Genomic DNA, 3,970 nt, shown 5'->3' with positions numbered 1-3,970 from the left:
ATATAAATTAAGAATTTAAGCGGATGAAACTATTAAAAAAAACTATCTTTTTTCTATTCATTATTGTAAGTAATTTTGGAATTGCTCAAGATATGAGTAAAGGATTCAGTAATTTGGAAAAAGGAGAATTTGACAAGGCCGAAGTGTTCTTCGAAAATATTTTAAAGGACTATCCTAAAAACAAAACGGCACGTTTGTGTTATGCTAGAGCGATAGGTCTTAATAAACAATCAGAAAAAGCATTGGATCTTTTTATAGATTTAAAAAAAGAATACCCAGGTGATTTAGAAATTGAATTGAATTATGCTGAAGCTTTACTTTGGAACAAAAAATTTGATGAAGCTAAAGTCTTTTACAGCGGGCTTGTTGAGAGAAACCCTGATAATTTTGTTGGTCATCTTGGCTTTGCGAATACCTTATCTAATTTAAAAGAATTTAAAGAGGCGCTTTTTCAAGTCAATAAAGCGTTAGAAATATCTCCAGGCAATCCTGGACCGTTGATTTCTAGAAAATACATAAAATTAGGATATGCCAATCAAAAGGTAAATAAAAAAAGCTATACCGAAGCGGAGACTTTTTATAATGAAATATTAATTGATTTCCCTGATGATAAGGAAACGCTATTAAACAAAGCCAATCTATATTTAATAACTAAAAATATAACTAAAGGCAAAGAAACCTATTCCGTTATTGCAAAAAACGATCCAATAATTGCCTTAAACGGACTTTCATTAATTGAGCATATTGACGGAAAAGACAAAAAAGCTCTGGCTTTAGCTGAAGAAGCCATCCAAAAAGTAAAAAATAACACCGATGAAAACATAAACAAACAAACTCAGGAACGGCATGTACAAGCATTGATTTGGAATAAAAAATACAAACTGGCAGAACTTAAAATATCCGAGTTAAATACCAAATATGCCAATGAAAACTTGCTGTTGGCTCTATCCGCTACTTTAGCCATTTATCGCAGTGATTTTAAAGAAAGTATCCAATACTATTCGGCTATTTTAGGAAATGATGTAAAATCATTTGATGGAAACCTCGGAATTGCAAATGCCTACTATGCCTCAGGTGAAGTAACTAACTCATTGGGTGCCGTTGCAAAAACTTTAGAGATTTTCAAAAATCAAAATGATGCCGAAAATTTCTTGAAAAAAATAAAAGCGGAATTCACTCCGTATCTAGAAGAAAAATTAAGCTATTCTTTTGACAATGGTAACAATACGGCGATGTCTACACGTTCTCTTATTTCGATACCATTATCAACAAAATGGACCGTAAACACAACCTATCAATATCGAAAAACTGAAAACAACGTTACAAACGTAAGTGCAAAAACCAATGATTTTTTATTAGGCATTGATTATAAGTTTCATCCTAAAATAAGTTACACCCTAGATGTGGGAGTTACCTCAGCAAATTCGAACACAACACAATACAATCAATTATTGATTAATACCTATTTTAAAGCAAAACCATTTAAATTGCAGGATTTAGAAATTGGATATAAAAGGGAAGTACAAAATTTCAACTCGGATTTAATTGACAAACAAATTGCAACCAATAATTATTATTTAAATTACAATATGGGTACTAATTTTAATTTTGGGTGGTTTACACAATACTTTTACACGGCTCAAACCGACAACAATTCTCGAAACCTGTTATTTACCTCTTTTTATTATAACTTCATGTCGAATCCTGTTTTAAAAGGCGGGCTTAACTATCAATACATTGCTTTTAAAAATCAAGTACCAACTGACTATTTTAGTCCAAAGAGATTTAATGCTGTCGAATTATTTTTAGAAATACTAAAAGATGAGAAAATTGTGGAAGCTAAATCTTGGTTTTACAATGCTAATGTGGCAACTGGTTTTCAATTTATAGAAGATAATTCTAAACAATGGACCTACAGAGTGCAGGCAAAATTTGGTTATAAATTCTCTGATCGTATATTAGTTAATGTTTATGGTACTCGAAGTAATATTGCATCAACCACAGCTGCTGGATTTACTTTTAATGAAGTTGGATTGCGATTAAAATGGAATTTATTTGATAAACCAATTTTCGACTTAAAATAAACACATTGCCAAACCGAATTAAACCAAAAAAGAGGCTGTCTAAACAACAGCCTCTTTTTTTTTAAACATATTCTTTTAGTTAGTAACACAGAAAATAGCAGTACACTATTATTTTGGTTTAAAAACTAACTTAAACTACAAGTTGTAAATTAATATCTTCAAAACCAATTATTTTTCTAACCTCTTCGGTATTAGGTAGTACAAACCGTTCTATGTCATCTATAAGTACCTTAATGACAAAAGATCTTATTCTTGATTGATGAACCATTACTATTTTATCCTTTACCACTTTTTTTTCTGCATCAGATTTACTTACAGGTCCAGCCCAATCCAAATTATAACAATAAGCAAAAGCATCCTTCCGAACAAAAGTAATGTATTCTTCATTTATCAATGACCATTTTAAAGAAATCAAATAGTATCCAGGACGATCTTCAAAATTATTTGTTTCTAGAAATGGTTGTGTATGGTGTAATTTTACTTTCATTTTTGATAATTTAACTTTCATATCAAATTTATAAAATTATCGCTAAAAATGTATAAAAAATCGACTAAATACATTTTATTTTATAAATTATAATACTTAAACTACAAATATGTCAGTTATTGTAAAACCCAAAGCAAAAAAGTAAATTTCGAAATAAAAAAAAACTGCCCGTGGCGGCAGTCTTTTAACCACTATTTATTTTACTATTCTATGATAAATTTGGTTTGTAATTTTTCATTTTCTTTTGTTGTAACAATAAACAAATAAGTCCCTTTGCTTAAATTATCTAATGGTATTTTTACTTCATTATTTGAAGGTATGTTCTTATATTGTTTTGTAAACAAATATTTTCCAGAGATATCTAACACTTCTACGGTAGCACTTTCGGTTATTTTAGGCAAAACAAGCGTAGTCGAAAGTTGGCATGGATTAGGATAATTATAGAGATTTTTTGTCAATCTATTTGCAAAATCAGCCGTACCTAAAGAACTTGCATTTTTAAAAACTAATTGGGAAACTTTAATTTCAAATGTTTGAAAAGCATTATAATTTCCTTGGACAGAGAAAACAATTCCTTTAATTTTTTCCTTATTATATTTTTGTCCTTTTGGATTAGTAAACTGGTCAAAAAGCACATTCATATCTGCTGTCGTTACATTTGCTGGAATTTGAAAACGTAATCTGTCATTCCAGTCTGTTGTGCTATCTGTTACCAGAACTGCCTCGACGGGCAATGAATTTTGAATTGCAAAACTTATAGTTGAGTAATTCCCTGCATCAAAAGCTAACTCTCCCGGAAGAATATTTCTAAATAAATTCATCGTCCCGTAAACACTACCACTAACTGTGGCATTTCTTTCAATCGCATATTGATCGTTTGTAATGCTAGTATTTGGAATATTATCTATCATAAATGAAGAAATGGTTGTTTCTGTTTTAGAATAATCTAGGCCCCAAGGACCGTCTGCCAAATACAACCCATCCAATTGTTTTGACTTATCTCCAATAATTGAAAGTCCAATATCAAACATTCCGCCTAAATCCAGCACTATATTTTGTTGATAAGCTCCAGACAAACTTAAATTCAGAGAAACTAATTCTGGAGCAGCTAACTCCGTTATTTTTTTATTTCCTTCAAAAGTTAAATTAAATGCTCTTGATTTATTAATTATGGCCAAATTTAATTTTCCGTTTTTATAGAATCCATTTTTCACAAATACGCTAGGAATTCTATTAGCAACAACTTCAGTAGATAACATTTTTTGTTGTTGGATATTAGAAATAATTCCTTTTGCAATATGACAAACCTGAGCTGTTGAAGATCCCCAAACCTGAAAATTTAGATAATCCCCTGCAGGATATTGTTCTATATTCCAATAGCTATGGAGCATGTTTGCTG

The 3,970-nt window shown here is 30.5% G+C and carries 3 protein-coding genes; 1 reads left to right on the top strand and 2 read right to left on the bottom strand.

Annotated features, from left to right (window positions below; genetic code table 11):
- Nucleotides 1–23 precede the first annotated feature (23 nt).
- Nucleotides 24–2,084, top strand: a complete 2,061-nt coding sequence (locus ACH2BG_RS04655) for a tetratricopeptide repeat protein (RefSeq protein WP_395046556.1) — start codon at nt 24–26, stop codon at nt 2,082–2,084.
- A gap of 130 nt (nt 2,085–2,214) precedes the next feature.
- Here ACH2BG_RS04655 and ACH2BG_RS04650 read toward each other — a convergent pair whose 3' ends face one another.
- Both ACH2BG_RS04650 and ACH2BG_RS04645 read right to left on the bottom strand, forming a co-directional pair.
- On the bottom strand, nt 2,215–2,571 hold the full coding sequence (locus ACH2BG_RS04650) for a hypothetical protein (RefSeq protein WP_395046555.1): 357 nt from the start codon (nt 2,569–2,571) through the stop codon (nt 2,215–2,217).
- 203 nt (nt 2,572–2,774) lie between these two features.
- Nucleotides 2,775–3,970: T9SS type A sorting domain-containing protein (locus tag ACH2BG_RS04645; RefSeq protein WP_395046554.1), on the bottom strand; the 1,196-nt coding region annotated here is incomplete at its 5' end.

Origin of the sequence: Flavobacterium sp. (genome assembly GCF_043779715.1) — a bacterium.
Lineage (GTDB): Bacteria > Bacteroidota > Bacteroidia > Flavobacteriales > Flavobacteriaceae > Flavobacterium.
This window is presented reverse-complemented; position numbering and strand designations above follow the sequence as displayed.

Coding starts and splice junctions, on each gene's coding strand:
- ACH2BG_RS04650 (WP_395046555.1), bottom strand. CDS start 2,571: ATGAAAGTAAAATTACACCATACACAACCATTTCTAGAAACAAATAAT.
- ACH2BG_RS04655 (WP_395046556.1), top strand. CDS start 24: ATGAAACTATTAAAAAAAACTATCTTTTTTCTATTCATTATTGTAAGT.